Genomic DNA, 26,966 nt, shown 5'->3' on the forward strand with positions numbered 1-26,966 from the left:
CGGAGAAGTATAGCATAATGAAAAGGCTCGATTTTCGCCGGATAAATGCCCCTATTGCGGCCTGTATCACTGTTTGTATTACTGTTTTGCTGACGGGGATGAGTTCTGCCGCACTGGCCGATGAAAATGAGGAAGTTGCGAAGCTCTACCAACAAGGCAGCCTGGGGAAGGCGCTGGAGCAAGCCGATGCCTATCTGGCCAGGAAGCCCAAGGACCCCCAAATGCGCTTCCACAAGGGTCTGATCCTTACCGAACAAAAGAAAACAATAGCAGCCATTCAGGTTTTTTCTTCGCTGACGGAGGATTACCCGGATCTGCCCGAGCCATACAACAACCTCGCGGTGTTATACGCGAGCCAGGGACAGTACGACAAAGCCAAGGGCGCGCTAGAAGCGGCAATACGTACTCACCCGAGCTATTCCACGGCGCACGAAAATCTTGGCGACATTTACGCAAAGATGGCAAGCCAGGCTTACGGCAAGGCTCTTCAGCTGGACAATCGTAATGCCGGCGCGCAGACCAAGCTCGCGATGATCAAAGACCTCTTCGCGAGCAGATCCGGAAAAATTCAAACCGCAGCGGCAGCTCCTGCAACGTCTGCGCTGGCGGGCGAGTCAGCGGCGGAAACGTTACCCAAGACTCCCGTCAAAACAACGGAGAAGACCGGCCCGAAAGCAGAGCAACCGGAGAAATCCGAATCTGAGAAAACAGCCACCGCCGAAAAAACTGCGCCTGAAGCTCAGGCGGTATCCGACAGTTCCTCCGAGGTGATCAAGATCGTGAACGCGTGGGCGAAAGCCTGGTCGGAAAAGGATGTCCCCGCCTACCTTGCCTTTTATGCGACCGATTTCCGCGCTCCCGGCGGCGCATCTCGCGGCACATGGGAGAAAAGCCGTCGGGAACGCATCGGCAAGGCAAAATCCATTCAGGTAGCCATCGTCAATCCCAAAATCAGTCTCATCGACGATACCCACGCCAGAGTAACTTTCAAGCAGTCCTACCACTCGGACGCCATCAAAAGTAATACGCTAAAAACACTTGAGATGACCAAAACAGGGGACAAGTGGCTCATCCATCAGGAACACGTAGGGCGATGACATCGTCGGGCATTGCAGCAGGGAGCTTGCTTGTCACTCTGCTGGCGGTTGCCATGACGATATTGAGTCCAGCCATGACTAGCGCATTCGCCAGTGATCGTCCCGCCTCCGCGGGCCTTTCCGCAACCGGGCCGGAAGCGATGCTCGTCAAAAGCTTGCAGGAAATTGCGGACAGCCGCATGGATTCCGCCTTGACCGGAATTGAGCAAGTCCTCCACGCCAACCCGAACTTCCGGCTTGCTCATCTGATCAAAGGCGATCTGTTGCTGGCTCGCACCCGCCCCATCAGCGCGATGGGGGAGACCGCCGGGACCGGCCAACAGCAAATTACCGATCTTCGCGATGAAGCGAGAGCGCGAGTGCGCCGCCACCTTGAGCCGGTTCCAGGCGACAGGATGCCCAAGTACCTCCTGCAAATGCAACCCGAACAGAAATATGCCGCAATCGCCGATACGAGTAAATCCCGGATGTATATATTTGAGAATGTGGGCGGTAAAGTCCGCTACGTGGCCGATTATTACATTAGCAGTGGGAAAAACGGATCGCAGAAATTAAAGGAAGGAGACAAAAAAACTCCCATTGGCGTCTACTTTATTACAGCCAATGTTCCCCGGGAAAAACTGACCGATTTTTATGGCGGAAAAGCATTTCCTATTAACTACCCGAACGAATGGGATAAGCGGCACGGCCGTAGTGGATATGGCATCTGGCTCCACGGCACGCCCTCCGACACCTTCAGCCGGCCGCCTCGTGCCAGCGATGGTTGCGTGGTGCTCTCCAATCAGGATTTGGACCGGCTTAGCCCCAAATTGCAGGTCGGGGTCACGCCCGTTATCATCAGCGACCGGATCGATTGGGTAAAACCTGAAGACACTGTGCTCCTGCGCGACAGGCTGGCCCGGCATCTGGAAAACTGGCGGCGGGATTGGGAAAGTGGCAATATCGAGGCTTACCTGAAGAATTATGGGCGCGATTTCGTCAGCGGGAATCAGGGCCGGTCCGAATGGGCACAACACAAACGCCAGGTGAACGCCAGCAAAAGCTGGATCAAGGTCGGAATCAGCAATATAGGCATGTTTCTCTACCCGGGGCGGGAAGACTTGGCGGTCGTGGATTTCGATCAGGAGTACGCAAGCAATAACCTGTCGAATAAGATGAGAAAGCGCCAATATTGGATGAAAGAAAACGACACGGGGCCGTGGAAAATAATCTACGAAAGCGCCGCATAGAATCAGGAACAAGAGATTGCGGCACAAGTCGCTGAGAAAAAGGTTCTCGAGCACACAAGTAGGACGCTACTTTTCCAATACCTTATCCATTTTTTCCAACCATTCTTCCCATTATGCATATTTTTGGACGTCTCGCCCTTGCTCTTGCGCTTTCTTTCAGCATCACCAGCTATGCGGCCAATCCTCAGGTTGAGATAAAGACCAATCTCGGCAATATCGTGGTTGAACTCTATCCCGATAAGGCCCCCAAGACGGTGGATAATTTTCTTCGCTACGTGAAAGATGGCTACTACCGCAACACTGTATTTCATCGCGTCATACCCGGCTTCATGATTCAAGGCGGCGGCTTCGATAAAAACCTCTCTCAGAAGCCAACCCGGACACCGGTCGAGAACGAGGCGGCAAATGGCCTGAGGAACGATGCCGGGACCATTGCGATGGCCCGCACTTCGGACTCCCACTCAGCCACGGCGCAATTTTTCATCAACGTCTCCAGTAACGCCTTCCTCAACCATACCTCGCCCACCCCGCAGGGTTACGGCTATACCGCGTTCGGCAAAGTCGTCCAGGGGATGGACGTTGCCGAAAAGATCGCGGCAACGCCGACCGGGGCACGCGGACCCTTCCCGGGCGACGTACCGAAGTCGGATATCATCATAGAAGAAGTCAGGCTGATCCCAGACGGATCTCCTCAACCCTCCAACCCATCCACGAAATAGGTATAAAACATGATAAAACTGCACACCAATTACGGCGACATTACCCTTGAGCTGGACAGCGAAAAGGCCCCGTTAACCGTCCAGAATTTCGTGGACTACGTGAACAGCGGGAACTATGACAACACGATATTTCATCGCGTTATTGACGGTTTCATGATTCAGGGCGGCGGGTTTGAGCCGGGCATGGTACAGAAGCAAACCCGTGCCCCAATCCAGAACGAGGCCGCGAACGGCCTGAAAAATGACAAGTACACCGTTGCCATGGCGCGCACGTCGGACGTCCACTCCGCCACCACGCAGTTCTTCATTAACGTCGCGAACAATAATTTTCTCAACTACAGTGCGCCGAACTCTCAGGGATTCGGCTATTGCGTATTTGGTAAAGTCATCGAAGGAATGGACGTGGTCGACAAGATCGCGAAGGTGAACACCGGCAATCGGGCCGGGCATCAGAACGTGCCGGTGGAGAATGTGTTGCTCGAGAAAGCGGAAGTGATCGAGTAGCAATATCGTCACCGATCAAGATTTCTTCCCAGCAGGGGAAGGTCAAACCGCTTTTGATCCACGGTTCAATTGGTTGTAAGCAGTTAAAGCTAAAGCGCTCGTCACGAAGATAGATATTTCACAAGGGGAACACTATGTCTGCTTTCCGGGTTGTTGCATCGGTATCGATCAGTATCTGGCTACTTGCGCTCGCCGGATGCGCCACCACCACCAGCGGCGGCGCAGTGGGCGCAAACCGTTCTCAATTGCTTCTTATATCGTCCGAGCAACTGGAGCAGACTGCATCCCTCGGGTATACCAAGCTCAAGTCAGAAGCGTCACAAAAAGGCGCATTGAACAAGGATGAGAAGCTGTTGCAACGCGTACAGGCTATCGCCCGCCGCATCGAACCTCAAACGGCGGTATTTCGCAAGGACGCGCCCGGCTGGAAATGGGAAGTGAATGTAATCGATAGCGATGAACTCAATGCGTTTTGCATGCCCGGCGGCAAGATCATGTTCTATTCCGGCCTGATCAACAGGCTTAAACTCACCGACGAGGAAATTGCCGTAGTGATGGGGCATGAAATTGCCCATGCCTTGCGCGAACACTCGCGCGAGCAGGTATCGCAGGCAATCGCCGCGCAGACCGCGCTCGGGTTGGGAACCGCTGCGTTCGGCATCAGCCAGAATACGGCCACTCTCGCTGCTGTCGGCTATCAAGCGTTGCTCGCCACCCATTTCAGCCGCAGCGATGAGGCAGAAGCTGATCGTATCGGTCTGGAGCTGAGCGCCCGCGCCGGATACAACCCACGCGCGGGTATCACGCTATGGCAGAAAATGATGAATGCGAAGGAGGGCGGACAAATGCCCGAATTTCTGAGCAGCCACCCGGCAGACTCAACCAGGGTTCAGCAGGTCGAGTCGCTATTACCGGTTGTCATGCCGCTCTATGAAGCCGCGCGGCGCGGAACTTAACCTCGAAAGGTCTTATACCCGTGATGGGTTTCTGCACTGATCAAAAAATGAGAACCGGGCCAAGTGCGTGCTGGTCGTACTTGGCCCTGCCTGGAAGTTAAGCGCTGCTATTCGATTCTTTTGTCCCTGACCCGATTTCCTATTTGACCACCCTCGTACACGGATGAGGATGAAGCGTTGCCAGCCGTATCTTTGACCATCGCCTGGATCAGGTGGGCCCCGGCCTCGACATTGCGGATATTCCAGTTGTAGCCTAAGGTGCTTCCGGTTCCGGTCGCCTTCGGCACGCCATCGATATAAAGCATGTGGGTAGTGCCCACGTCCCGCTATCGTCCGTCGCATTCAAGCTGATCGCCACATTGCTGCCCGAGAAATTGTCAGCCAATCTAACTATACATAGATTGGCGGTATTGGATATTGGACCAAGATAAAGTCCGCAGCAAATCCCTGAAATATCAACTATTAACGCCGCACCTAATTGCGTCGGAAATCTTTACACCCCGATATCCCCCCGGCCTGCATATACCATATGTCTTTGACAGAACATAGGTATTTTATTAGGCATGGAAATTGCTTTCTGACGGATTAAACAGATGATGGTATGCAAATGGAAGCATCTGTTGCTAAAGCGATTAAGACTAATAAAAAAGGAAAAATCATGACACGGTATTTCAGAAGTACAAAAATGGCTGCGGCACTGGCCGCCTTGGGTTTCATGTCCCTGGTGGGGAGCGCGCAGGGAGCCCTGCTCCAAATCGACTTCACCAAGGCGGGCGCCTTTTCGGGCACGTCACCCACGCTCCCGTCCGATCCTAACGCGGTTTTTGCAAGGGCAATTTTCGATGATCACGGCGGCTCGGGCTCAGTAACCCTGACGATGACGGTCCTGAATAATCTGTCTGCAGGGGCCTATGTAAATGACTGGTATTTCAATGTGGGCTCGGCCCCTCTTACGGGCATCAGCTTTACCAGCGGAGTCGCGGCCCCAAACATCGACAATGGAACGAATGCTTTTAAAGCCGACGGTACCGGCGGGAACTTCGACTTCGCCTTCCATTTTAATACCCGTAATCCGGGGAGTCTCGGACAAGGCTTCTCTTCCGTATATACGCTTACAGATCCGGGTATCACAGCCAATTCCTTCAATTCTATTTCGATATCTTCGCCAATCAACGCGGGAAACGGCGGGTATCTCAGCGCTATCCACGTTCAGGGTTATGGTAATAGCGTATGGATCGCCGGCGACGAGAGCGTTCCGCAAGCACAAATACCAGAACCGGCCACGCTAGCACTCATTGGGCTTGGCCTGATTGGAATTGCCGCAAACCGCCGTCGCTGGAGTTAACACGCGAACAAAAAACCCCGCTCAAGCGGGGTTTTTTTCAACTGTTCTGGTTAACGTCTGCATCGACATCGCCTTCTTCGAACTAAGTTGCTTACTGTCGAGCAATTTTACACTTCATTTCCTTGAGCTTGCGCATCACCGCAAATAACACCCGTTGCGAGGAAGGGCAAGCTCGGCATACAAAAACGATGAACTGCCTACCATGTCTATGGCACTCTAACGTGAGTTGCATAGGTGAGTTGCATAGGTGAGTTGCATAGTTTTGCACGGCGCGTTTAAGAAGTTCGCGGCACTATTTCACTACGTTCACGTTCACTGATGCGGACGAAGTATTGCCGGCCCTATCCTTTGCTACTGCCCGGATTGTATGCAGTTGACCTGGAACATCCTTCGGCCGCGTATTCCAAGCGTAACTCAATGTATTGCCCGTCCCGCTAGCTACCATTGCGCTATCCACATAGACATATAGCGTGATTCCCGCCGCACCGGCGTTGTCGGATGCGTTGATGGTAATCGTCACCCGTCCCGAGACATTGCCGGCCACGGGATTGATGATCTTAACCGTGGGTGCTGTCGTGTCTTTGGTAATGGTCACGGGTCCATTGGCGACGTTTACCGCTACCGGCTCAGATGCGTCAACATTACCCACAGCGTCGTACGCGTAGGCAATGAGACTTGCAATACCGTCTGGTGAACCGGCTGAGTCCCAGGTAAAGGCGAATGGGGCGGCGTTATCGATAGCTACAGTATTGTTATTTACCCTGAGTTCTACCCTGCTTACCTCAATATTGTCCGTAGCGGATACGTTAACCGGTACCAGTCCGGATACCGTCGCATCTGGATAGGGGGATGAGATCGAGATAACCGGCGACTGAATGTCGAGGGCCGGTGTAACAGAAATAACAGCCTGCACCGCCCCAGCGGCGCTTACCCGGCCGTACCCGAAGTAAGGGTCACGCCCCCTGTCGCCAAGATCAATGGCGGTCGAGAAGAGACGCTTTTCTATGTCCGTATTCGGCAGGCCCGGATTGGCTGCCATCATCAACGCAACCACCCCGGCCGTTATCGGACTGGCAAATGACGTGCCTGAAACCCATCCGTAACCCCCGCCCCATGTCGTGGTCAGGATGCCCGCGCCAGGCGCCGACATGGCAACAAAACTTCCATAGCTCGACCAGCTTGCTTTGAAGTCATTGCCGTCTGTAGCAGATACCGCAATCAGAGTAGTGGTGGGTGTGTAATTCTGATCAATTCCATTATTCCCGGCGGCGACCACCACCAGGCCGCCCTTATTTTTCATGTATTGGGAGGCATTCTGAATGCTGGCGCTTCCCGCAACGCCATTAAAGCTCACGTTGGCAATACGCGCCCTGTTGTCGGCGGCCCAGGTCAAGCCCTTTGCGATCGTGCTGATGTAAGCCGAACCTGTAGTGCCGGCAACGCGAACAGGCATGATCTTCGACTGGCCCGCCACACCCGATATGCCGACCGCATTATTCGTAATTGCTGACGCCGTACCCGCCACCTTCGTGCCATGACCGAATACGTCAGAGGTTATGGAGTTGTTATCGTAGAAGTTCCAGCCGGCAACCATACGGGACGAAAGATCAGGATGGGCTCCGTCCACGCCCGAGTCCAGAATGGCAATGGTGACGCCTGATCCCTGCGAGCGGTCCCATGCAGATGAAGCGCCAATTTTGGGCAAGTGCCAGGCATTGCCATATTGGGGATCATTCGGTACGAAATCAGGCTCCACAAGATAGTCAAGTTCCGCAAATTTTAGATGCGGGTGGTGAGCCAGCCTTGCGGCAATCGCTCTTTCCGAGCCGTGTGCCGTCAAATCCACTATATACAAATCGCTCTGTCCGATCTTCCTCGCCTTGCCGCCATGCTCGTCTAGGATCTTCGCAAGCTCCTTTTCAGAAAGTCCAGCGTTGGGCATCACCAGTATCCTGCCCTCCGCCCAAGTCCCTCCACGGCCAGCTCCCGGCACCCTGCTCTCCGGCTCTCCGGCCATCGACCCGAGCGAAAACAATCCTGCGAACACGGCAAGAATCATTGCTCCCGTGCTGCTCCGGGCCGGGAACGCATTCCTGAATTTTTTTAAACAGCACGTGACGATCGCACTCCTGAAATTGCCACGCAATTTGATCTCGCTGATGTTCACTTCGATTCCTTTTTTTTGTTGTGAAAGACAGTTGTATCCTGTAGCTCTCGGTATTGGAGAACATAAAGCCTCTTAACGGCGATTCGATCTTTTCCTGAACCTTGAATGAGCGGTTATCAATACAGAGAACACATCAGTTCAGTCGAGGCTCTGAGCACATGTCAAACTGATGAGCTTGGGTTTGTTAAGCAGGTTTCATGCCAGCCCCTTATCTCCTTTTCAGATAAAGGGTTAAATAAAAAAAAACAGAATTTTGTTGCTTGATGGCTACAGGCTCGACGTAGTCTTCATCTAAGCTGTTGAGAATGAGCTTCTTTTAATGTCGCCACGCAGCGACAACTTTAGATGACCTACGTATGATTGAACCGAGCTCTGCAGAGAGGCGAAGAAAACACTGCCTCAGCCCCTCCGCTTGTATCGGTGCGCGTCGCCAGGAGCCTTGACAATGGCAAATACCATTGGCATGCCCTCGTACTGTTGACAGCCTGGCTGAGTCTATTGATTTTGCTCGGGGGAACACTTCCCGCTTCGCCAGCACGGTCGCTAAAATTCCAGCGCCGGTCGCGTTCTGTTTTTCACAGCGCCTGGCTCAAGCGCGTGCGCACTGGGAAATACCGTTATACGAAACGCTGTTAACGATAACCAGAACGGGGCGGCGAAGGCATCAGCCTGGCCGGGGGTTGCGGAATACGTGAGTATTGCAGCCCTTGCTCTCCATCTGATGTCGAACGAGATACTGAGTGGCACACTGGAGCAGACGTTTGAATGCGCCGCACAGCTTGTGAATCAAGCGCTTGAGGCGCGCCTGGAAGATCCTGACGGCGTGAGTCCCCGATGATTTTCGTATTGGGAGGAGTCGTGCTGGTGATATTCCGGCGCTACCGTTGCCGGTTATGGACATCAACCAACTGGGTCTATGACGGTCTGAATACCCGCTTCAGGCCACACTCAGTCCCCTGGCTAAATCGTCCTGGATATCCTTCGAGGCTTCCAATCCAACCGCAATTCGCAACAATCCATCGGTAATTCCCGCAGCATCCCGGCTCTCCTGGCTAATGCGAGAGTGCGTGGTGCTGGCAGGATGAGTCAATGTGCTTTTTGTGTCGCCCAGGTTGGCGGTAATTGAAATCATGCGTACGGAGTCGACAACCCGCCATGCCGCTTCCTTGCCATTTTTCAACTCGAATGAAACGATTCCGCCGCCGGTCTTCTGTTGACGCTTGGCGAGTTCATGTTGCGGATGGGACGGCAAGCCAGGGTAATGTACTCGCGCGACTCCGGGTCGCGCTTCCAGCCAGCGGGCAACTTCCAGTGCATTTGCCGAGTGCGCATCCATCCTTAATTTAAGTGTTTCCATTCCCTTCAGAATAACCCAGGCATTAAACGGGCTTAAGCTTGGACCGGCGGTGCGCAGGAAGCTGAACACCCCACCCATGACCAGGTCGCGTTTGCCCAGCACTGCCCCGCCCAGGACTCTGCCCTGCCCCTCCAGGTATTTGGTCGCCGAGTGAATCACGAGGTCGGCACCGAGTTCCAACGGCCGTTGCAGCGCGGGAGAACAGAAGCAGTTATCGACCGCGAGCAACGCCCCGGCTTTCCTCGCCACGGACGAGAGCGCGGCGATGTCGGAGATCTCAGTAAGCGGGTTTGATGGGGTCTCCACAAACAGCAGTTTTGTGGCAGGCTTTAACGCCGCCTCCCATGCCGCAACGTCAGTAGCAGAAACAAACGTGGTCTCGATATTGAAACGCGTGAGAATATTACTGAACAGATTTACCGTGGACCCAAACAGGCTGCGCGACGCGACGATGTGATCGCCCGCCGACAGCAGGCCCATCACGCAGGATAGAATCGCGGACATGCCGGAAGAAGTCGCGACACAGGCTTCGGCACCCTCAAGGGCGGCGAGCCGCTCTTCGAACGCCGTAACGGTAGGATTGGTAAAGCGCGAGTAGATGTTTCCCGGCTCCGCGCCGGAGAAGCGCGCGGCCGCTTGCGCGGCGCTTTCGAATACAAAACTTGAGGTTAGAAACAGCGCCTCCGAGTGCTCATTGAATTGGCTGCGGTGAACACCAGTATGCAACGCCAGTGTTTGCAGCTCCAAATCGTCAGACATGCAAAAAATCTCCTCCAAATAAAAAACCCGTTCAGCGCACGCTAAGACGGGTTTTCCCGCTTTAGCCGAATTTATAACGCGCCCGCAAGCTGAATATCAAATCGGCGCACAACTGTTACGCTACGCTCGGTAGCTGAGTTTGTCAATCTCCAATATTTTCCTACTCTGCTGAAGCCAGATTCAAATCCAGTTGCGTACTGGATCCGGTTCGCGACAATAATTCCCCGCCTGTCCGCTGGGCTTCCAGAAAGGCCAGATACTCCGGTGTGACATCCCCGGTAATGTAGTGCCCATCGAAACACGACGTCTCGAAATTCTGGATGGATGGGTTAAGCCGAGACACGTCTTTTATGAGTGCATCGAGTTTCTGATAAACAAGGAAATCAGCGCCTATTTCGCGGCGGATTTCGTCTTCATCCCGGCCGGTAGCGATCAGCTCATGACGCGTGGGCATGTCGATCCCGTAAACGTTGGGGAACCTCACCGGGGGCGCGGCAGAAGCAAAATACACCTTATTGGCGCCTGCTTCCTGCGCCATCTGCACAATTTCGCGACTCGTGGTGCCCCGCACGATGGAGTCGTCCACCAGCAACACGTTCTTTCCGCGAAATTCCACGCTCATGGCGTTAAGTTTCTGGCGAACCGATTTCCGCCGCAACTGTTGTCCCGGCATGATGAAGGTACGGCCGATATATCGGTTCTTGACGAACCCTTCGCGGAAACTGACTCCTAGGCGGTTTGCCAGCTGCAAGGCGCTGGGGCGGCTGGAATCCGGAATGGGGATGACTACATCGATATCCAGGTGTCGCATGGTCGAGGTAATCTTGTCCGCCAGGCTCTCCCCCATGTTAAGCCGCGTTTCATAGACCGATATGCCATCCATTACTGAATCAGGACGCGCCATATAGACATACTCGAAAATGCATGGATAGTGCACGGGGTTGACGGCGCACTGTTTATTATAAAAATTGCCGCGCTCGTCGATAAATATTGCTTCACCCGGCGCAACGTCTCGGATCAGCTTGAACCCCAGGGTATCGAGCGCTACGCTTTCAGACGCCACAAGGTACTCCAGCCCGTGCTCCGTCTCGGCGCCACCAAATACCAATGGGCGAATGCCATAGGGGTCGCGAAAAGCCAGCAATCCGTATCCCGCAATCATCGCTACTACCGCGTAGGCACCCCGGCATCGACGATGAACGCCGGCCACCGCGTCAAAAATGGCCGCAGGGTCGAGCTGGTGATTCTTCGTGCTCGTTTGCAATTCATGAGCCAGAACGTTCAGCAACACTTCCGAGTCCGAATTGGTATTGACGTGACGCAGGTCCTCCCGGAACAACTCCTGGTTGAGCTGGGCCGCGTTGGTGAGATTGCCGTTATGCCCAAGCACGATGCCAAACGGCGAATTGACATAAAATGGTTGCGCCTCGGCTGGTGATTCAGAGGAACCGGCCGTGGGATACCTCACATGCCCAATCCCGATGTTGCCAAGTAGCGCGCGCATATTGCGGGTACGGAACACATCCCGGACCAGTCCGTTGCCCTTGTGCATATGAAAAGTATTGCCTTGCGCGGTCACGATCCCGGCCGCATCCTGCCCGCGATGCTGAAGCACCAGCAACCCGTCGTATAGCAACTGGTTGACGGGCGTTTGTGCGACAAGACCCAGTATTCCACACATGATTTACACTCCGCAAAGATCGCCCGGATAAACGCCGCGAAAAATTGAAAGTAAAGCTTCTTCCACGCCGCAAGCCGGATGCCGGGCATGAAATCTTTGACCTGTGCGATCGCTCATCATTCGCGCTTCGATTTCACATAGTTGATGTGGCGCGACACATCCTGAGGCAGCCACGGAATGATCATCATTGCCGCGGTTTCGAGCGGTCCGCTCAGCATGGCCTTTTTCCAGAAAGGCTCCTGCGGCACGGCAGTAAATCCCGCCGCCAGCACCACCAATAACACCACTAGCAGGCCGCGCGCCAAACCAAATAGAGATCCCATAAAGCGGTCGGCAAATCCGAGCCCCGCTGTTTTCACCAACGCTGATACCAGCATCGCCAGCAAACCCATTGCCAATAGTGCTGACAGGAAAATGGAGGCAAACGCGAGGATGCCGCGAAACTGGTCGCCAACAATCGCGGACGGCAGCATGGGCGCAAACCCTGCTGCAAGTGAACTTGCCACCATGAATGCGATGATCCAGCCCGCCAGAGACAGAAGCTCTCGTACCATACCCCGCACCACGCTCAGCAAAATCGATAGTACGAGTATGGCAAGAACCGCGTAATCAAAAATAGTCATGCGCGATTAATCAATCCACCGAAACCCGATTTGCTTCCCCGCAGCATCGGCGAAAAATAGCACAGCCTCATCATGCTATTTATCGGCAACCACCCCGTTGAATCCCAACGTCTTCAATTTTTCGCGGGCATTCTCCGCGTCCTCACGCGTGCGAAACGGGCCAACACGCACCCGCGTGATGTCGCCCTTCCCCACGGCCTTCTCCGCGTTTCTATCCAGCCCCTTATCGACCTTGATGGTTTCAGTATATGCTTCCGCGCCGATAATCGAAGCAATATCCTTCGCTACCAGGTTCTGCAGCTTCTGGTTGGCCTTTGCCGGGTCGGTAAACGCCCCCAGTTGCACTACAAACAGTTCAGAACTGGCAGGCGCTGCCGTCCCCCTGGCGCTTCCGGCGGCTACCTTGGATCCCGAGTCTCCCGTCCCTTTGGACGCGTCCGGCTTTTCGACTCCCTTTACAGTGGGGGCGGATTTGCCCGAGGATTGAGGCGCCGGGTGATTTGCCGCCGGTATTTCACTCGCGGGAGTTTCCGGCGCAGTCCTGGCGGGAACGTCCCTGGCCCCCTCGGATTCAGGCCCGAGTTCATCGACGGCATCTTCCGCGGGAATGCGGATATCAATTTCCTCGATGCGTTGCTCCGGTTTGCTATCGAGCACCATCGGTAAAATAACGACGGCTGCGATGACCAGGGTAATTGATCCGACAAGCCGTCTTCTCGCGCGCTTTCTGAGCTGAGTTTCTTCTTCGCTAACGGTCTTTGCCACTTGAATGCCCTGATTAACCGTGCACAACTTTTTTATGGATTAATGCTTCAGCCACGGTGTGAAATGAGCCGAAAACGCAAATTCTATCATTTACGCTTGCCTGCTCACAGGCGTATGCATAAGCTGCGGCGGGACTGGGGAAGCGAAGAATCGTCTCGCTTCCCGCCGCCGTCGCATCTTGCACTTGCGCTGCCCCTTCCGCTTGCCGATCCACTGGGGTCACTCCCGCTGCTTCGAGCGCATGTTCGATTTCGCCAGAAGAAGCGCCACGAGGCGCATTGATACTCGCCACCAGCCATACATCCACTCTGGGCGCAAGCACGCGCGCGACGCCAACGATATCCTTATCCCTGAGCATGGCAAACACCGCGTAGGTTTTTCGATAGCGCCCCATGCTATCAAGGCATTCCGCCAGAACCGATGCCGCGCCCGGATTGTGCGCGACATCCAGGATTATCGCCGGACGTCCCGGTAAAACCTGAAACCGGCCCGGCCACACGAGATCCAATAGACCGTGGCGGACATTGCTCATGGTAACCGGAAGCAGATCGCGGAGGGCATCAAGTGCAGTGAGACCCGCACTGGCATTACGCAACTGATGCGCGCCACGCAGAGCGGGATAGGGAAGAGAGTAGCGCTTTCGGCCCCTTCCCCAGTAATTCCACCCGTTTGCGTCCGTCGAGTACCCGAAGTGTTTACCGATGTGCAATAACTCCGCGCCGACTGCATCCGCATGCAGGCGCACCGCCTCAGGCATATCAGGGTCAGAGCAGATCGCAGGCTTTCCCTTCCTGAAGATACCCGCCTTCTCGAATCCGATCATCTCGCGTGTGTTCCCGAGATAATCCATATGATCGAAGTCAACGCTGGTCAGCACGGCACAGTCGGCGTCGAAAACATTGACGGCATCCAGCCGCCCGCCCAGCCCCACTTCCAGAATGGCGATCTCCACTCCCGCCTGGATAAACAGCTGCATTGCCGCCAGGGTGCCAAATTCAAAATACGTCAATGAAACACCCGCGCGAACCCGCGCGGATTCAATGGCCTGAAAAGCTTCGCATAATTCGGGATCGGTTGCTTCCCGTCGGCCTATCCGCACTCGCTCGTTGTAGCGCAATAAATGAGGCGAAGTGTAACAGCCTGCCCGATATCCTGCATGGCTCAGAATTGCTTCCAGCATGATGCAGCACGACCCCTTGCCATTGGTGCCGCCGACGGTGATGATGGGAAACGACGGCTTAAGATCCAATTCGGCCCTGACGCGGCCCACACGCTCCAGTCCCAGGTCGATTGTCGAGGGATGGAGTTGTTCGAGCCTCAGCAGCCAATCGGTAAGTGTTGGAGCTTCGGAATGGATTTCGTTCGATCCCATGCACCCTCAGGCTTGATGAAATACGGGAGAACCGACACCAGGCCGGCTATCAGGCCGGTTATGAAGCGCGCGTCAGCAGCGTGCACAGGTTGGCAATCTTGTCGCGCATGCGCCTGCGATCTACGATCATGTCGATGGCGCCATGCTCCAGCAGGAATTCGGCGCGCTGAAAACCTTCGGGCAGGGTTTGACGCACCGTCTGTTCGATTACGCGCGGCCCGGCAAAACCGATCAGCGCACCCGGCTCAGCGATTACCACATCACCGATAAAGGCGAAGCTGGCTGATACGCCGCCCATGGTCGGGTCGGTCAATACCGAAATAAAGGGAAGGCGTTCCTGGCTCAACTGCGTGAGCGCCGCTGTTGTCTTGGCCATTTGCATGAGCGATAGAAGTCCTTCCTGCATGCGTGCGCCGCCACTTGCGGTGAAACACACGAAAGCCAGGCGCTGCTCGACGCAAGTCTGAACCCCGCGTACGAAGCGCTCCCCCACGACCGAGCCCATCGATCCACCCATGAAACCGAATTCGAACGCTGCCGCCACCATCGGTACCGCTTTGACACTACCCTGCATGACCACCAGCGCATCATCCTCATCGGTATCTCTTTTCGCCTCAGATAACCGATCGATATAACGTTTGCTGTCCTTGAATTTAAGCGGATCGATGGACTGAACTTCCGGACCGATCTCGTAGCGACCCTCGGCATCAAGAAATAAATCAAGGCGCACGCGGGCGGAAATGCGGTTGTGGTGGTTGCACTTGGGACAGACGTTAAGATTGTTCCCCAAGTCGGAGTAATACAGTACGGCGTCGCACGAAGCACATTTGCTCCACAAGCCCTCGGGCACGGCCTTTTTTTCGCCACCACTTTCCTTGCGCTTGATTTTTGGCGGCAGCAGTTTCTGAAACCAGCTCATAGGTATCTGAGGAAAATCATGCAGGCTATCGCTGTCATATGGGTCTGACTTCGTCTATGGCGCTGCGCAGGGATTTGACCAAGGCATGCACGTTGGCTAAAACTTCTGCGCGGGACGAGTTTTCTATTTCCTCGATGATCCGGCTGCCAACCACGACTGCGTCGGCAAGCTTTGCCACCGCTTTGGCGGTCGTGCTATCGCGGATGCCAAAACCGACACCGATAGGAATGGAGATGGATGAACGCAACTGCGCCAGTTTATTGGCGACATCGCTGAGGTCAAGGTTAGAGGCGCCGGTAACGCCTTTTAGCGAAACATAATAAACATATCCTTGCGCCATCTTTGCCACCTCTTCGATGCGCGCCTGTGGCGTGGTGGGAGAAAGCAGGAAGATAGCGTCGATTTGCTGGTGCCGGAGAAATTCGACCCACTCCGCGGACTCTTCGGGCGGGTAATCCACCGTCAACACCCCGTCTACACCACACTCCTTCGCGCTTGCGGCAAATGGCTCGTAGCCCATCGCTTCTATCGGGTTGGCATAACCCATCAGTACGACCGGCGTGGTAGCGTCGCTTCGCCTGAATTCCTTCACCATCGCCAGCACGTCCCTCAACCCGATGTGGTGCTTTAAAGCCCGCTCCGACGACCGCTGTATCGTGGGACCATCCGCCATCGGGTCGGAAAACGGAACCCCCAGCTCGATAATATCCGCACCCGCCTTTACCAGTTCGTGCATTAACGGCACCATCAGTCCTGGTTCCGGATCACCTGCAGTGATAAACGGGATCAATGCCTTTCTATGTTGCTGACGAAGCTCGTCAAATACGGTAGCGATACGAGACATAAAGGGGAAGTCGGTTATAAAGCAATATCGGATGCCTGCGCCACGGTGCCCATGTCCTTGTCCCCTCGTCCGGACAGATTCACCAGCAGCAGCTTATCCTTGGCAAGTTGTGGCGCAAGCTGGGCAGCATAGGCGAGCGCATGGCTGGATTCCAGCGCGGGTATGATACCCTCGTAATGGCACAGTGCATGAAACGCCTCAAGCGCCTGGTCATCGGTGATACCAACATACTCAGCGCGATTGCTGTCCTTGAGCCATGCGTGCTCGGGGCCTACGCCGGGGTAGTCCAGACCGGCAGAAATGGAGTGAGTCTCAATAATCTGCCCATTTTCGTCCTGGATCAGATAGGTGCGGTTGCCGTGTAACACGCCGGGCCTGCCCGTGGTAAGGGTAGCAGCGTGCTCGCCGGTCTCGATCCCCCTCCCCGCCGCTTCGACGCCGATCATGCGGACATCACTCTCGAGGTAGGGATAAAACAGCCCAATAGCATTCGATCCGCCGCCTACGCAGGCAATTAACGCATCCGGCTGGCAACCATATTCTTCCTGCATCTGCCCGATGGCTTCTCGTCCGATAATCGCCTGAAAATCCCGCACCATCATCGGATAGGGATGCGGTCCCGCCACTGTGCCGATGATATAAAACGTATCCTCGACATTGGTTACCCAGTCGCGCATGGCCTCGTTGAGCGCATCCTTCAACGTCCTTGAACCTGATTCGACCGGTATAACCGTGGCACCCAGAAGCTTCATCCGGTAAACATTGGCAGCCTGACGTTCCACATCCACCGAACCCATGTAAACAATGCATTCCATCCCATAGCGGGCGGCAACCGTAGCGCTGGCGACGCCGTGCTGGCCCGCGCCGGTCTCCGCAATTACCCGTGACTTGCCCATCCGTCTCGCCAGAAGCGCCTGTCCGATCGCATTGTTGATTTTGTGAGCACCAGTATGATTCAAGTCTTCACGCTTCAGCAGAATTTGCGCCCCGCCCAGATGAGCCGACCATCTTTTTGCGTGATAGATGGGACTGGGCCGGCCCACGTAATGCTTCAATTCGTAAGCAAACTCCGCCTGGAAGCTGGAGTCATTGCGAAAATGCTCATACTGAACGCGTAACTCATCCAGGGCCGCAATCAACGTTTCCGCTACAAATACGCCCCCGTAGGGACCAAAGTGCCCATATTTATCGGGAAAATCATAAACGTTCACTGGTTCGAACTCCTCGCATGAGAGCAGCAATTTTTCCCGCGTCTTTAATACCCTTGGCGGCTTCCACACCGCTGGATACATCTACAGCCCATGGCTGGGCACGCCGGATCGCTTCAGCAACGTTGCCGGGGTGCAGTCCGCCAGACAGAATCACCGGTAGCGGTAACGTCCGGGGAATCAGATCCCAATCAAACGCGCGCCCTGTTCCGCCGGGCTCGCCTTCAATATAAGTATCCAGCAACAGCCCGCTTGCCCCCTTATAAAGGGATGCGTATTGTAGCAAATCTAGCCCCTCCCTGACGCGCACGGCCTTTATATAAGGCAGGGAAAATTGCCGGCAAAATTCCTGTGACTCATTACCGTGGAATTGCAGTAAATCGAGGCCAGCCAAAGAGGAAGTTTCCTCTACCCACTCCGGATCCGGATCAACATAGACGCCGACCTTGGTGAGAAACGGCGGTAGAGCGTCAATAATATCCCGCGCATTCTCCGCGGTTAGGTAGCGCGCGCTGTGCCGCCAGAAAACAAACCCGACGGCGTCGGCTCCCAGATGGGCTGCGGCCAAGGCATCCTCAACCCGAGTGATGCCGCAAATTTTTACCCGCACAGGCATGGTAACAGTCGCTGGTTTTCTCTCGGTTCCATCTATTCCATCCTTCACGCTACACCTCGACGCGGGCCCGGTCTCTGCTTGATATCTCTTCTTCGTGTCTCTGCTAAATCCACCGGCAAATTTCCCGTGCAGGTCCCATTCACAGGCCGGTCCGTGCGCGGCAGTACGGCAACACGGCGGCAAGCGATGGATTAACATGGTCCGGCAGTTTCCATTTGGCATCGTAGCTGATTCCTGCCAAGTATAACCCGGCCGCAGGAAATGTCGGCGCGGCGGCGGCGCGATCGCGCCCCTCAAGCAGCGCCTTGATCCATTCCGGGGGATATTTTCCCTTGCCCACATAGACTAGGCAGCCGACAATATTCCTCACCATATGATGTAAAAAAGCGTTGGCGCGGATTTCATAGATGATGATGTCGCCATGCCGCTGGATGTCCAGTTTCGTCAGGTTGCGGACGGGGGATAAGGCCTGGCATTCGGCGGCACGGAATGCGCTGAAGTCATGCTCGCCCACCAGCATTTGCGCCGCCGACCGCATGGATTCGAGATCCAGCGATTCGTGAAACCAGCCGATATTGCCGTGACCGAGCCCCGGTCGGACAGGGTGATTCAGTAATATGTACAGATAGCAGCGTTCAATGGCGCAATAGCGTGCGTGGAACTCGTCAGAAACTTGCGACGCCCATAAAATGGCAATGCCGTCAGGCAACAGCGCGTTGACACCCCGAACCCAGGCACTTGTGGGCCGCTGTGCCTGCGTATCAAAATGCAGTACCTGGCACAAGGCGTGAACTCCGGCGTCGGTACGTCCTGCCGCAATAACGCGAACATTGTCAGCCGCAATTGTCGATAATGCCGCTTCCACGGCATCCTGCACCGTATCCCCTGATGGCTGGCTTTGCCAACCATGGAAACCGTAGCCATCGTACTCCAGCACCAATGCGATTCTCACAGCATCGGGGCCCTCACGTTGTGATCCCCAGGCAAGAATAACGAAATAATGATTTGCAACTTGAAGCCCGTTCTAAAGGTTCGCTAATATACGTCTCGCGCTTTCCCGCTGCGCCGAATCGCCATCACGAATCACCTCCCGCAGAACTTGCAGCGCCGCATCCTTATCACCCATTTCCTGATAGGCCCTGGCCAGATCAAGCTGAGAGAGTATTTCGCGCCAGCGCATCCCCCTTTCAAGCAAGGGGCCTCTAGCAACGTCAGTGGAGCGGCGGTCCTTGTTTAAATCAATTCCAGCCAGGCGACGTTCCATCAGCGAACCGGGTCCGGATGGCGGCGGCGCATCCCCGGATGGACCGTAAAACGGCGAGCGTATCTTCATCCCCGGGCTTTGCTGATGTTCTGTCGCTTTTGCCGCAGCGTTCCGGGAAATCCGGGGGATCGGTTCAGCTTGCGCGTCAGGGGTCTCCTGATACATTTGGGTCTCGACTGCCGCGCCCATCGCTTCCACGGGTAAAGCAGCGTCTGTTTGCGGGTTGATGATGACAGGTAAAGCGCCACCGCCGGCTGGAGAATCGGGCGCCGGTGCAACGACGTTCTCACCGGCATGAGCGCCGGCCTCCCTCGGCCTGCGCGCAATGGAGACGCCGACGATTCCGGTAAACAGAAGCACGAGCGCCCCGCCAAGAAATTCAAGGTTCATCGTCAACTGATCAACGACTGAACGTTTGCCCTGGGTATGGACCAAGGAACCCGCTTCAGGATCTGACGCTCCTGCGGATAGCAGCGGGACTTTTATCGGTCTGGCGACCGACACCGATTCGTCTGCTGCCTCATAAACCGACGTAGCTTCTACCGTATGAATTGTGTCGGTTTGTATCGGGGCAGATGGGGCAGATTGTGCAGATTGAGGTACTGGCAGAGCAACGCTCTCGTCGGCTTGCCGAAGCGACCCCTTTCTGGCGGTAGCATCCTCTTCAATCGCATGAAGGTTTGCTTGCGCACTTTCATCTCTTCCGTTCACCCGAATACTTCCGCTGACGTCCACTTCGAGGTCCGCTTCGCTGCCGGTGTGCTGCGATTCCATGCCTTCTGAGAGCTTCCGGAGTACTCGCGGCCCCTCCTTCTCTCTACTTGAAACAGGATCTGCCGTCTGCGCAGACTCGATCTTTCCCGTCACAGTCTGTTTTAATGCTTCCTCTTCCGTATCCGCTTTCGCGACAGAAAATCGAAACCTTTCCCAGGTACCCATGCCATCGGCATTTCGGGAAGGCAATTCAGCCTCGGCGGAAACAGACGGAGAGGTTTCAACTAACTGCTTAGAGTGGGTAAGCGCGTAACCCGCGGGCGGAGCGAGAACAACAGTGTATTCACGAACCACGCGTCCCGACGGCCAATTCAACTCGACCAGCAGGTTAAGCAACGGTTCAGCGACAGGTTGCGAAGAAGCGATCCTGACGTAGGGCTGCCCGTCGGAACGGGTTTCGATACTGGCTTGAAACATCGCAAGCAGAGGCAAATACTCGACGTTTGCGTGACGAAAAAATTGCTGGGACGGCAGGCTCGCCGTTAGCACGCGTCTTTCCTCATTCCTGACAGCGACCAGTTCGATTTCCGCCTGGAACGGCTGTCCTATTGCCGAAGTCTGGGTAAGCCTTCCCAATCCTGCTGCCGGCGCCGCGCCGGAGGCCATGAGGGCTATCAAAAGCACCGAGACCGTTACAACCCTCTGAACAAACTCTCCATGCAGGGCGTTGCCGGAAAAATCAGCATGCTCTTGCGGCGCAGGCCGCGCCCTGCCAGTCGCGGCATACCCATCAAGCAACAACGCTGCCCTCTTATCCGCGGGGCTCATATGCAGAAGTTCCGCAATCGGCATGTACACGCAGGTACGCCCTGGAAACAATTAGTGATATCACCGAGGAATGACAAAGGGAATGAAACCGGGGAATAACATTGCTGTAACAAGACAAGCCGCGTGGGGAGCTCGTCTTCATTATATGTTCCTGCGAAGGTAACGTTTATCCTACCCCGATTCTCAGGCTTGCACCAGCAGTCTCAGCATTCTGCGCAACGGCTCTGCCGCCCCCCACAGCAACTGGTCTCCCACAGTGAATGCAGAAAGATATTCGCCGCCCATCGCAAGCTTGCGCAATCGCCCCACGGGGATGGTCAACGATCCGGTAACCGCAGCCGGAGTGAGCTCCTTCAATGTGCTCTCGCGCTCATTGGGAACGACTTTCACCCAACTGTTGGAGGCGGAGAGGATATCCTCGATTTCGTCCAACGGGACATCCTTCTTCAACTTGATCGTCAACGCCTGACTGTGGCAGCGCATCGCCCCCACGCGAACACAGATTCCATCGACCGGAACCAAATGATCGGACCGACCCAGGATTTTGTTCGTCTCCGACTGGCCTTTCCATTCTTCCCGCGTCTGCCCATTGCCCAGATCCCTGTCTATCCACGGGATGAGGCTGCCGGCCAGCGGCACACCAAAATTCTCGGTCGGAAAACTGATATCGCGCAGCGTTCCCGCAACCTCTCGGTCGATATCGAGAATGCCCACAGCCGGATCATCCAGCATATTTTTGGCCACCCGGTGCGCTTCGCCCATCTGCAGCAGCAACTCCCGCATGTTCTGCGCCCCGGCGCCAGAGGCTGCCTGATAAGTCATGGCGCTCATCCATTCCACCATATCTTCTTCGAACAATCCCCCGACAGCCATCAGCATGAGGCTCACGGTACAATTGCCGCCGATATAGTTTTTTACGTTATCGTGCAGGGCCTGCTCGATAACGGGTAAATTGACCGGGTCGAGTATAATGACCGCGTCCTGACCCATGCGCAATGTCGAGGCGGCGTCAATCCAATAACCGTTCCAACCGGCCTGGCGCAATTTGGGAAACACCTCGCTGGTATAGTCGCCTCCCTGGCAGGAAACAAGGATGTCCATGGCCTTGAGCTCGTCTATATCGTGGGCATCCTTGAGCGGTGGCGTATCCTGACCGATGTCCGGACCTTTGCCACCCTTCTGCGAGGTCGTAAAGAAGGTCGGCGCCACCAGCGCGAAGTCGTTTTCTTCCCGCATCCGCTGCATCAGCACTGAACCCACCATGCCGCGCCAGCCAATAAACCCAACTTGTCTCATCGTTTGTCCTGTTCGTCCTCAATCCAGTCCCGGAAAGGGGTCCGAATCTTTTGTACCCTGCCATCTATAAATTTGCGAGAACTGCGTCGCCCATTGCCGTGGTGCCAATTCTTTTCATTCCGGGCTCATCAATGTCGGCAGTACGATAACCTTGCGCCAGCACAGCTTTTACCGCATCTTCTACACGGCTGGCCGCGACATCCTGATCGAATGTATACCGCAGCATCATCGCCACCGATAATATTGTCGCCAGTGGATTTGCGACGTCTTTTCCCGCGATGTCCGGCGCCGACCCGTGAATCGGCTCATAAAGGCCCTTGCTCTTTTCATCCAGCGATGCCGAGGGCAGCATACCGATCGAGCCGGTCAACATGGACGCCTCATCCGATAAAATGTCCCCGAACATGTTGCCTGTGACCATTACATCGAATTGCCTGGGGTTGCGCACCAGCTGCATTGCGGCATTATCCACCAGCATGTGCGAGAGTTCCACATCCGGATATTCCTGCGCCGTCTCGCTCACGACGTCGCGCCACAGCTGCGTGCATTCCAGCACGTTCATCTTGTCCACTGAGCAAAGCTTGCGGTTACGCTTACGCGCGGCCTGGAACGCTACCCGGGCAATTCTGCGTATTTCCGCTTCGCTGTAGATCATCGTATTGTATCCAACGCGCTGGCCCTCACGCCGCTCGATACCGCGGGGTTCGCCAAAGTAAATGTCGCCAACCAGTTCGCGTACGATCAGAATGTCCAGACCGGCCACCACTTCAGGCTTCAGGGTGGATGCGTTGGCAAGCTCCGGATACAGTAGCGCAGGGCGCAGATTGGCAAAAAGGTTGAGCGCCTTGCGTATGCCAAGCAGCCCTCGTTCAGGCCTGAGATGCCGCGGCAGCGCATCGTATTGCGGACCCCCGACCGCGCCTAGAATCACCGCATCAGCTTCGGCAACAAGCTTGCGTGTCGCCTCAGGAAACGGTTCCCCCGCGCTATCCACCCCGCAACCGCCGAGTAACCCGGGCTCCAGCTCAAACTTTAACCCGTCACTCGTTAACGCTTCCAGGACTCTTACAGCTTGAGCGACGATCTCCGGCCCTATCCCATCGCCGGACAGGATCGCAATCTTCATAAAAACCTTTTCGATCGGGTGAACTGTCGCGTCATGCAAACAACCATGGTTGCGCCGCGCGATGCCTGTCCTCAAACGCCTTGATCCTGTCCGCGTGCTGCAATGTCAGGCCGATCTCATCCAGCCCGTTCAACAGACACTGCTTGCGGAATGGATCGATATCGAAAAAGAATGAATCTCCGCTTGGCGTAACGACCGACTGATCCTCAAGAGTAACAGCAAGCTGATAGCGTTCGGTTTCAGCCACTTCACGGAAGAGCTGGTCCACCTTGGCGACATCGAGCACGATAGGCAGCAGACCAATCTTGAAACAGTTGTTGAAAAATATATCGGCGAAGCTGGGGGCGATGATTACCTCGAAGCCATAATCCTCGAGTGCCCAAGGCGCATGTTCCCGGCTGGAACCACAACCGAAATTGGCGCGTGCAAGCAATATCTGCGCGCCTCGGTAGCGAGGCAGATTCAGTACGAAATCGGGGTTGGGCTTGCGCTGGCTTGAGTCCATACCCGGCTCGCCGTGGTCCAGATACCGCCACTCGTCGAACAGATTCTGCCCGAAACCAGACCGCTTGATCGATTTCAGAAACTGCTTCGGAATGATGGCGTCGGTATCGACATTGGCGCGATCGAGCGGCGCCACCAAACCGTCACAGAAAGTAAATTTTTTCACTAGCTACTTTAATCTAGACCTATTTCGCCTGATTCTCCAACGCCCTGCCACCGCTCTGAACATCTTTACCCATACCTGCGAAGGTGTTACATCCGGACAAACCAATAACAGCGAGCAAGGCAACCATTAACGGCAGCATTTTCATCACGACCCCCTTTTTTGTAATAAATAAACGGAACCATCGGTGTTACGCGCTAATATTAATATATTTTCCGCACATCCACAAAATGTCCCGCTACTGCCGCGGCTGCGGCCATCGCCGGACTAACCAGATGGGTACGCCCACCTGGACCCTGCCTCCCTTCGAAATTACGGTTGGATGTGGAGGCACAGCGCTCCCCAGCCTCAAGCCGGTCATCATTCATCGCGAGACACATCGAGCAGCCGGGTTCGCGCCATTCGAAGCCAGCATCCCGAAATATCTTGTCCAGCCCCTCCTGCTCAGCTTGTCTCTTGACCAGGCCGGAACCAGGCACAACCATCGCGAGCGTGACATTCGGGGCAATGTGTCTTCCTTTCACTACTTTCGCCGCAGCACGCAAATCCTCTATGCGCGCATTTGTGCACGAACCGATGAATATTTTATCGGGGCGGATTTCGCTGATCGGCATATTGGGTGCAAGACCCATATACTTAAGAGCACGTTCCATGTCGTGGCGCTTTACAATATCCGCGACCTGCGCGGGGTCCGGGACCTTCCCGTCGATCGTTGTCACCATCTCAGGCGAGGTCCCCCAGGTCACCTGGGGTTTGATCTCTGCCGCATCGAGCGTCACCACCTTATCGAAACGTGCGCCTTCATCGCTTTTCAGCGTCCGCCAATATGCGACTGCTCTTTCCCATAAATCACCCCTTGGCGCGAAAGGACGCCCTCGAAGATATTCAATCGTGGTATCGTCCACCGCTATCATGCCGGCGCGCGCGCCCGCCTCAATGGCCATATTGCACAAAGTCATGCGGCCTTCCATGGAAAGCGTCCGTATGGCGCTGCCCGCGAATTCGATGGCATAACCCGTACCGCCGGCCGTGCCGATTTCGCCGATGATCGCGAGCGCGATATCCTTCGCCGTAATCCCATGACCGAGTTCGCCATCAACCACCACTTGCATGGCTTTGGCTTTTTTTATCAACAGACACTGCGACGCAAGCACATGCTCCACTTCGGAGGTGCCGATGCCGAATGCGAGAGAGGCAAATGCGCCATGGGTGCTGGTATGCGAGTCTCCGCAAACCACCGTCATGCCGGGCAGTGTAGCGCCCTGCTCCGGGCCGATCACGTGAACAATGCCCTGACGCAGATCATTCATCCTGAACTCGGTGATGCCCAGTTCGTCACAGTTCTGATCGAGCGTCTCCACCTGAAGACGTGATACCGGATCGCTGATTCCCTGCCTGCGCCCGGTAGTGGGCACGTTGTGGTCCGCGACAGCAAGAATGGAATCCCGTCGCCAAGGCCTGCGGCCGGCAAGCTTCAGGCCTTCAAACGCCTGCGGGCTCGTGACCTCATGCACCAGATGCCGGTCAATATACAGCAGCGTCATGCCATCCGGCTGCCCGGATTCTTCATGTACCACGTGGCTGCGCCAGAGTTTGTCGTATAACGTTTGCATCTCGAATTCGAATGTAATAGAAGGATTATTCTACATAGACCGAAATTATCCCATAACGCGACCTTAACAGACAGTGCAGACAGTGATAGCACGCTGCAGGTTTCTTCCGTGCATGTTATATAGTCCTGTATTTTCGGCCGACGTTCATTTTCCATACCACCAATACCAACCCAAGCAGCACCGCAATCGAACTCACGGTGAACGTCAGGCCCGGCCCCAGCCACTCCCAGGCATAACCGCTGAATATTCCCCCTAGCGTTCCTCCCAGCCCGAATGTCAGACTGGTGTAAAGCGCCTGCCCCTTTGCCTGATGCCGTCCCTGGAAGAACTGGTGCACCACCATCATCGCGGTGGCATGGTGGGCGCCGTACGTCGCGGCATGCAATACTTGCGCCAACAAGATCACGCCCGGCCAGTCAACTCCCCAGCCTATCATCAAAAACCGGGCAATGGCGCAACTGAAACTGAAAGCCATGATCTGTTTGAGGTTGAAGCGATGCATCAGCTGCGGCATCAGGAAAAATATCCCGATTTCGCAAATCACGCCAACGGCCCATAGCCAGCCCACGGTGCTCTTGCTGTAACCGTGCTCCACAAGGTAAATTGAATAAAAAGTGTAATACGGGCCATGGGCAAGCGCCATCAACATGCAAGCCGCGAAAAAGGCAATCACTTCCGGCCGACCTAATATCTGCCGTACCGAGACTCCGTCCGCCGGGTGAACCATTACTTCCGCTTCAGGTATCTGTCGTGAGAAAATAACGATACCCAGCTTGAATCCAAGCACTGCCCACAGTAGGGAAGTGATATTCGATGCATCCAGCAGATAACCGGTTCCGGTCACGGCGAAAATAAACCCCACCGAACCCCAGACTCGAATACGTCCATATCTCGCCGTGCTTTCGCCAAGATACGAAAGCGTAGTGGCCTCGATCAAAGGCAGCGACGCGCTCCAGAAAAAGCTCATCAACGCCATGATCGCGAACATCCACGCGAACGACTCGCCAAAAAATACTCCGCAGTAGCTAATCAAACCCATGAGTGCAGCCGCCTGCACAATCAGCACCCGCCTGCCGGTATGATCGGCAAGCCAGCCCCATGCAGCGGGGGCGAATATACGCGTGACGTGTAGCAGCGACATGAGCATGCCAATTTGAAAGGCGCCGAATGCGAGGGATTTGAGATAGAGGCTCCAATAAGGCGCGAACGCCCCGATGAAGGCGAAATGGAAGAAATAAAAACCCGAAAGGCGCCAGTAAGGAAGGGGATGCATGGATTGGGTTTCTCAGCTGGCCGC

General features: G+C 55.3%; 26 protein-coding genes. 7 read left to right on the forward strand and 19 right to left on the reverse strand.

Going from position 1 to position 26,966, the window contains the following annotated elements; all coding sequences use genetic code 11:
* Positions 1 to 17 precede the first annotated feature (17 nt).
* From R5L00_RS02640 to R5L00_RS02660, 5 genes are all read left to right on the forward strand, one after another.
* On the forward strand, positions 18 to 1,097 hold the full coding sequence (locus R5L00_RS02640; protein WP_317653230.1) for a tetratricopeptide repeat protein: 1,080 nt from the start codon (positions 18 to 20) through the stop codon (positions 1,095 to 1,097).
* The gene (locus R5L00_RS02645; protein ID WP_317653231.1) at positions 1,094 to 2,326 is read left to right on the forward strand and encodes a murein L,D-transpeptidase family protein; all 1,233 of its coding nucleotides are present in this window, start codon (positions 1,094 to 1,096) and stop codon (positions 2,324 to 2,326) included. Before R5L00_RS02640 ends, R5L00_RS02645 begins: the two co-directional genes overlap by 4 nt.
* A gap of 113 nt (positions 2,327 to 2,439) precedes the next feature.
* On the forward strand, positions 2,440 to 3,045 hold the full coding sequence (locus tag R5L00_RS02650; protein ID WP_317653232.1) for a peptidylprolyl isomerase: 606 nt from the start codon (positions 2,440 to 2,442) through the stop codon (positions 3,043 to 3,045).
* Between the two features lie 9 nt (positions 3,046 to 3,054).
* Positions 3,055 to 3,549 (forward strand): peptidylprolyl isomerase, encoded by a 495-nt coding sequence (locus R5L00_RS02655; RefSeq protein WP_107692402.1) that lies wholly within the window; start codon positions 3,055 to 3,057, stop codon positions 3,547 to 3,549.
* A gap of 134 nt (positions 3,550 to 3,683) precedes the next feature.
* Positions 3,684 to 4,505, forward strand: a complete 822-nt coding sequence (locus tag R5L00_RS02660; RefSeq protein WP_107692401.1) for a M48 family metallopeptidase — start codon at positions 3,684 to 3,686, stop codon at positions 4,503 to 4,505.
* Positions 4,506 to 4,612: 107 nt separating this feature from the next.
* On the opposite strand, the gene R5L00_RS02665 is transcribed toward R5L00_RS02660, so the two are convergent.
* Complete coding sequence (locus R5L00_RS02665) at positions 4,613 to 4,825, reverse strand: hypothetical protein (RefSeq protein WP_317653235.1); 213 nt, start codon at positions 4,823 to 4,825, stop codon at positions 4,613 to 4,615.
* Between the two features lie 338 nt (positions 4,826 to 5,163).
* Between R5L00_RS02665 and R5L00_RS02670 the strand changes: the two genes are divergently transcribed.
* The gene (locus tag R5L00_RS02670; RefSeq protein WP_317653237.1) at positions 5,164 to 5,850 is read left to right on the forward strand and encodes a PEP-CTERM sorting domain-containing protein; all 687 of its coding nucleotides are present in this window, start codon (positions 5,164 to 5,166) and stop codon (positions 5,848 to 5,850) included.
* 292 nt (positions 5,851 to 6,142) lie between these two features.
* Here R5L00_RS02670 and R5L00_RS02675 read toward each other — a convergent pair whose 3' ends face one another.
* Positions 6,143 to 8,017, reverse strand: coding sequence for a S8 family serine peptidase (locus R5L00_RS02675; protein WP_317653239.1), 1,875 nt, complete (start codon positions 8,015 to 8,017; stop codon positions 6,143 to 6,145).
* Positions 8,018 to 8,708: 691 nt separating this feature from the next.
* Between R5L00_RS02675 and R5L00_RS02680 the strand changes: the two genes are divergently transcribed.
* Complete coding sequence (locus R5L00_RS02680) at positions 8,709 to 8,855, forward strand: hypothetical protein (protein ID WP_317653240.1); 147 nt, start codon at positions 8,709 to 8,711, stop codon at positions 8,853 to 8,855.
* Between the two features lie 99 nt (positions 8,856 to 8,954).
* On the opposite strand, the gene R5L00_RS02685 is transcribed toward R5L00_RS02680, so the two are convergent.
* The 17 genes from R5L00_RS02685 to R5L00_RS02765 all read right to left on the reverse strand — a co-directional run bounded on the left by R5L00_RS02685 (position 8,955) and on the right by R5L00_RS02765 (position 26,942).
* Complete coding sequence (locus R5L00_RS02685; protein ID WP_317653241.1) at positions 8,955 to 10,133, reverse strand: O-succinylhomoserine sulfhydrylase; 1,179 nt, start codon at positions 10,131 to 10,133, stop codon at positions 8,955 to 8,957.
* Between the two features lie 160 nt (positions 10,134 to 10,293).
* Positions 10,294 to 11,814: an amidophosphoribosyltransferase gene (purF, locus tag R5L00_RS02690; RefSeq protein ID WP_317653242.1), complete on the reverse strand. Its 1,521-nt coding sequence runs from the start codon at positions 11,812 to 11,814 to the stop codon at positions 10,294 to 10,296.
* Positions 11,815 to 11,930: 116 nt separating this feature from the next.
* Complete coding sequence (locus tag R5L00_RS02695; RefSeq protein WP_317653243.1) at positions 11,931 to 12,437, reverse strand: CvpA family protein; 507 nt, start codon at positions 12,435 to 12,437, stop codon at positions 11,931 to 11,933.
* Positions 12,438 to 12,512: 75 nt separating this feature from the next.
* Complete coding sequence (locus R5L00_RS02700) at positions 12,513 to 13,202, reverse strand: SPOR domain-containing protein (RefSeq protein ID WP_317653244.1); 690 nt, start codon at positions 13,200 to 13,202, stop codon at positions 12,513 to 12,515.
* 13 nt (positions 13,203 to 13,215) lie between these two features.
* Entirely contained in the window at positions 13,216 to 14,574 is a 1,359-nt protein-coding gene (folC, locus tag R5L00_RS02705) for a bifunctional tetrahydrofolate synthase/dihydrofolate synthase (RefSeq protein ID WP_317653245.1), read from the reverse strand.
* Between the two features lie 58 nt (positions 14,575 to 14,632).
* Positions 14,633 to 15,493 carry an acetyl-CoA carboxylase, carboxyltransferase subunit beta gene (accD, locus tag R5L00_RS02710; RefSeq protein ID WP_107692393.1) on the reverse strand — a complete coding sequence of 287 codons (861 nt, stop codon included), beginning with the start codon at positions 15,491 to 15,493 and terminating at the stop codon, positions 14,633 to 14,635.
* Positions 15,494 to 15,527: 34 nt separating this feature from the next.
* Entirely contained in the window at positions 15,528 to 16,337 is an 810-nt protein-coding gene (trpA, locus tag R5L00_RS02715; RefSeq protein WP_317653246.1) for a tryptophan synthase subunit alpha, read from the reverse strand.
* Positions 16,338 to 16,351: 14 nt separating this feature from the next.
* A complete protein-coding gene (gene trpB, locus R5L00_RS02720) occupies positions 16,352 to 17,548 on the reverse strand; it encodes a tryptophan synthase subunit beta (RefSeq protein ID WP_317653247.1) in 1,197 nt (398 codons plus the stop codon).
* Positions 17,535 to 18,161 carry a phosphoribosylanthranilate isomerase gene (locus R5L00_RS02725; protein WP_317654098.1) on the reverse strand — a complete coding sequence of 209 codons (627 nt, stop codon included), beginning with the start codon at positions 18,159 to 18,161 and terminating at the stop codon, positions 17,535 to 17,537. Before R5L00_RS02725 ends, trpB begins: the two co-directional genes overlap by 14 nt.
* Before the next feature lie 139 nt (positions 18,162 to 18,300).
* Complete coding sequence (gene truA, locus R5L00_RS02730) at positions 18,301 to 19,113, reverse strand: tRNA pseudouridine(38-40) synthase TruA (RefSeq protein WP_317653249.1); 813 nt, start codon at positions 19,111 to 19,113, stop codon at positions 18,301 to 18,303.
* 72 nt (positions 19,114 to 19,185) lie between these two features.
* On the reverse strand, positions 19,186 to 20,967 hold the full coding sequence (locus tag R5L00_RS02735; protein ID WP_317653251.1) for a FimV/HubP family polar landmark protein: 1,782 nt from the start codon (positions 20,965 to 20,967) through the stop codon (positions 19,186 to 19,188).
* A 183-nt stretch (positions 20,968 to 21,150) separates the two neighbouring features.
* Complete coding sequence (gene asd / locus R5L00_RS02740) at positions 21,151 to 22,263, reverse strand: aspartate-semialdehyde dehydrogenase (protein WP_107692387.1); 1,113 nt, start codon at positions 22,261 to 22,263, stop codon at positions 21,151 to 21,153.
* Between the two features lie 64 nt (positions 22,264 to 22,327).
* Entirely contained in the window at positions 22,328 to 23,389 is a 1,062-nt protein-coding gene (gene leuB, locus R5L00_RS02745) for a 3-isopropylmalate dehydrogenase (protein WP_107692796.1), read from the reverse strand.
* A gap of 31 nt (positions 23,390 to 23,420) precedes the next feature.
* Positions 23,421 to 24,059 carry a 3-isopropylmalate dehydratase small subunit gene (gene leuD, locus R5L00_RS02750; RefSeq protein ID WP_107692386.1) on the reverse strand — a complete coding sequence of 213 codons (639 nt, stop codon included), beginning with the start codon at positions 24,057 to 24,059 and terminating at the stop codon, positions 23,421 to 23,423.
* Between the two features lie 19 nt (positions 24,060 to 24,078).
* Entirely contained in the window at positions 24,079 to 24,204 is a 126-nt protein-coding gene (locus tag R5L00_RS02755; RefSeq protein ID WP_107692385.1) for an entericidin A/B family lipoprotein, read from the reverse strand.
* Between the two features lie 55 nt (positions 24,205 to 24,259).
* Positions 24,260 to 25,669, reverse strand: a complete 1,410-nt coding sequence (leuC, locus tag R5L00_RS02760; protein WP_317653254.1) for a 3-isopropylmalate dehydratase large subunit — start codon at positions 25,667 to 25,669, stop codon at positions 24,260 to 24,262.
* Between the two features lie 115 nt (positions 25,670 to 25,784).
* Positions 25,785 to 26,942 carry an MFS transporter gene (locus tag R5L00_RS02765; protein WP_107692383.1) on the reverse strand — a complete coding sequence of 386 codons (1,158 nt, stop codon included), beginning with the start codon at positions 26,940 to 26,942 and terminating at the stop codon, positions 25,785 to 25,787.
* Positions 26,943 to 26,966: the final 24 nt, after the last annotated feature.

The sequence above is a fragment of the Nitrosospira sp. Is2 genome, assembly GCF_033095785.1.
GTDB lineage: Bacteria > Pseudomonadota > Gammaproteobacteria > Burkholderiales > Nitrosomonadaceae > Nitrosospira.

What these genes read in the sequence shown, in the direction of transcription:
- R5L00_RS02640 (WP_317653230.1), top strand. Translation starts at nt 18, where the DNA reads ATGAAAAGGCTCGATTTTCGCCGGATAAATGCCCCTATTGCGGCCTGT.
- R5L00_RS02645 (WP_317653231.1), top strand. Translation starts at nt 1,094, where the DNA reads ATGACATCGTCGGGCATTGCAGCAGGGAGCTTGCTTGTCACTCTGCTG.
- R5L00_RS02650 (WP_317653232.1), top strand. Translation starts at nt 2,440, where the DNA reads ATGCATATTTTTGGACGTCTCGCCCTTGCTCTTGCGCTTTCTTTCAGC.
- R5L00_RS02655 (WP_107692402.1), top strand. Translation starts at nt 3,055, where the DNA reads ATGATAAAACTGCACACCAATTACGGCGACATTACCCTTGAGCTGGAC.
- R5L00_RS02660 (WP_107692401.1), top strand. Translation starts at nt 3,684, where the DNA reads ATGTCTGCTTTCCGGGTTGTTGCATCGGTATCGATCAGTATCTGGCTA.
- R5L00_RS02670 (WP_317653237.1), top strand. Translation starts at nt 5,164, where the DNA reads ATGACACGGTATTTCAGAAGTACAAAAATGGCTGCGGCACTGGCCGCC.
- R5L00_RS02685 (WP_317653241.1), bottom strand. Translation starts at nt 10,133, where the DNA reads ATGTCTGACGATTTGGAGCTGCAAACACTGGCGTTGCATACTGGTGTT.
- purF (WP_317653242.1), bottom strand. Translation starts at nt 11,814, where the DNA reads ATGTGTGGAATACTGGGTCTTGTCGCACAAACGCCCGTCAACCAGTTG.
- R5L00_RS02695 (WP_317653243.1), bottom strand. Translation starts at nt 12,437, where the DNA reads ATGACTATTTTTGATTACGCGGTTCTTGCCATACTCGTACTATCGATT.
- folC (WP_317653245.1), bottom strand. Translation starts at nt 14,574, where the DNA reads ATGGGATCGAACGAAATCCATTCCGAAGCTCCAACACTTACCGATTGG.
- accD (WP_107692393.1), bottom strand. Translation starts at nt 15,493, where the DNA reads ATGAGCTGGTTTCAGAAACTGCTGCCGCCAAAAATCAAGCGCAAGGAA.
- trpA (WP_317653246.1), bottom strand. Translation starts at nt 16,337, where the DNA reads ATGTCTCGTATCGCTACCGTATTTGACGAGCTTCGTCAGCAACATAGA.
- R5L00_RS02725 (WP_317654098.1), bottom strand. Translation starts at nt 18,161, where the DNA reads ATGCCTGTGCGGGTAAAAATTTGCGGCATCACTCGGGTTGAGGATGCC.
- R5L00_RS02735 (WP_317653251.1), bottom strand. Translation starts at nt 20,967, where the DNA reads ATGAGCCCCGCGGATAAGAGGGCAGCGTTGTTGCTTGATGGGTATGCC.
- asd (WP_107692387.1), bottom strand. Translation starts at nt 22,263, where the DNA reads ATGAGACAAGTTGGGTTTATTGGCTGGCGCGGCATGGTGGGTTCAGTG.
- leuB (WP_107692796.1), bottom strand. Translation starts at nt 23,389, where the DNA reads ATGAAGATTGCGATCCTGTCCGGCGATGGGATAGGGCCGGAGATCGTC.
- R5L00_RS02755 (WP_107692385.1), bottom strand. Translation starts at nt 24,204, where the DNA reads ATGAAAATGCTGCCGTTAATGGTTGCCTTGCTCGCTGTTATTGGTTTG.
- leuC (WP_317653254.1), bottom strand. Translation starts at nt 25,669, where the DNA reads ATGCAAACGTTATACGACAAACTCTGGCGCAGCCACGTGGTACATGAA.
- R5L00_RS02765 (WP_107692383.1), bottom strand. Translation starts at nt 26,942, where the DNA reads ATGCATCCCCTTCCTTACTGGCGCCTTTCGGGTTTTTATTTCTTCCAT.